This is a genomic window from Vibrio sp. 10N.261.51.C6, assembly GCF_041471785.1.
In the GTDB taxonomy this organism is placed as follows: Bacteria; Pseudomonadota; Gammaproteobacteria; order Enterobacterales; family Vibrionaceae; genus Vibrio; species Vibrio crassostreae_C.
The window spans coordinates 1-338 of the sequence record NZ_JBFRPB010000151.1 but is presented as its reverse complement, the minus strand read 5'-3'; the positions used below and the strand labels follow the sequence as shown (position 1 = coordinate 338).

Genomic DNA, 338 nt, shown 5'->3' with positions numbered 1-338 from the left:
AGCCACATATAACACTGCTTCTCTTCTTTGAGCACATTGAGCGGCGTTTCATCCGCCTGAACCACCACTTGTTGAAGCAGGTTCTCCTTCAAGGCCGCATACAGCGGGGCGAACTTCTCACTGACTTGGATAACCCACCTTGCCATGGTGGTGCGTGATAGCTCGATACCCGACTGGGTAAACAGCGATTCTTGACGATAAAGTGGCATCGCGTATTGGTATTTTCCAAGAATGATGTTGGTCAGCAAACTTTCTGTGGCGAAGCTTTTAGGGATGAGGCTCTGAGGGGATGGCTTCTGAACGATTCGGCTGCTGTCGCCTGTTTTCTCGCACTGGCG

At 51.2% G+C, this 338-nt stretch carries 1 protein-coding gene; it reads right to left on the bottom strand.

What is annotated here, in order from left to right; all coding sequences use genetic code 11:
• A partial coding sequence (locus AB4375_RS21635) for a transposase (RefSeq protein ID WP_372052515.1) occupies positions 1 to 338 on the bottom strand: 338 nt, incomplete at both ends.